Here is a 1,672-nt window from a genome sequence, read left to right on the forward strand (position 1 = left end):
CGCGCCAGGGCCTCGCGATCGAGTTTGCCGTGAGGCGTCAGCGGGAGGGCGTCGAGGACGTGGAGCGTCGCCGGCACCATGTATTCCGGCAGCCGCTCGCGCAGCTGCGCCCGCACCGTGGCCGCCGCCAGCCCCACGCCCGTGACATAGCCGGTCAGCCGCTGTGTCGCGCCGGCGCCGCGCACCCCCACCGCCGCAGCCCGCACCCCGGGCAGCGCCGCGAGCTGCGCTTCCACCTCCCCCACTTCGATCCGATACCCCCGCAGTTGCACCTGCTGATCCGTCCGCCCCACATACCGCAGCCGCCCGTCGCGCCCCCACCGCACCAGGTCCCCCGTCCGATACAGTCGCTGGCCGCTCGCCCCGCTCACCTCGTCCGGCACAAAGCGCGCGGCGGTCTCGGCCGCCTGCCCCACATACCCCCGCGCGACGCCCGCCCCCCCCAGATACAGCTCCCCCACCACGCCCACCCCCACCGGCATCCCCGCCGCGTCGAGCACATACGCCTGCACGTTCGCGATCGGCCTGCCGATATCGGGCGTCTCCGCTCCCGCCGCCGCCACCCGGCCCCACGTCCCCACCACCGTCGCTTCCGTCGGCCCGTAGTGATTCCACACCCGGTCAGCCAGCGCGCCCCGCGGCCGCGTCCGCAACCGGTCCCCACCCGTCAACACCGCCCGCACCCCCGCCCACCGCTCCGGCTCCTCGAACACCGCCTCGGCCACCGGCGTCGGCAGAAAACAGTGCGTCACCCCTTCCCGCGCCACCCACGCCGCCAGCGCCGCCGGGTCTCCCCGCACCTCCTCCGCCGCCACCACCACGCGGGCCCCCGCCGCCAGATACGGCCAGATCTCCCAGCCCGCCGCATCGAACCCCGCACTCGCCACTTGCGACGCCCGGTCCCCCGGCCCGATCCCATACGCCGCGTGATGCCACCCCACCAGGTTCCGCAGCCCCCGATGCTCCACCCCCACCCCTTTGGGCTCCCCCGTCGACCCCGACGTGAACATCACATACGCTAACTGCTCCGGCGCCACCCCAATCCCCAGGTCCGCCCCGTCTTCCTCCCCCCACCCGCCCGGCTCGTGTTCCTCCTCGATCCACACCTCCCGCCACGGTTCCGACGGCGCCGCCCCGCCCGCCGCCCCGCCTTGGCGAATCACCACCCGCGCGCCCGCCGCCGCCACCATCCGGGCCCACCGCGCCCGCGGCGTCTCCGCCCCCACCGCCACATACGCCGCCCCCGCTTTCCCCACCGCCAACCAGGCCACCACCAGCCCGACCCCGCGCTCCACCACCACCCCGACCCGGTCCTCCGGCCGGACCCCGGCCCGCACCAACCGCCGCGCCAATCGGTTCGCCCGCGCGTTCAACGCCCCATACGTCACCTGCGCCCCGCCATCGCTCACCGCGACCGCCTCAGGCCGCGCCCGCGCCTGCGCTTCGATCGCCGCCACCACCGTCGCCGCCGCGTCTGGCGCCGCGGCCGCCGTGGCGTTCCACTCCACCACCACTTGCTGCCGCTCCCCCGCACTCAACACCGCCACCGCCGACACCCGCTCCCCCCCCGCCCCCGCCGCCAGCCCCCCCACCAGCCGCCGCCACTGCTCCCCCAGCCGCACGATCGTCGTCCGGTCGAATAAATCCGGGTTGTACTCAATCCACCCGGAGA

The 1,672-nt window shown here is 75.5% G+C and carries 1 protein-coding gene; it reads right to left on the minus strand.

Annotated features, from left to right (window positions below):
• The coding region (locus AABM41_09835) for an amino acid adenylation domain-containing protein (protein MEK6192596.1) at positions 1-1,672 on the minus strand (1,672 nt) is incomplete at both ends.

This window comes from Chloroflexota bacterium, from assembly GCA_038040195.1.
Lineage (GTDB): Bacteria > Chloroflexota > Limnocylindria > QHBO01 > QHBO01 > DASTEQ01.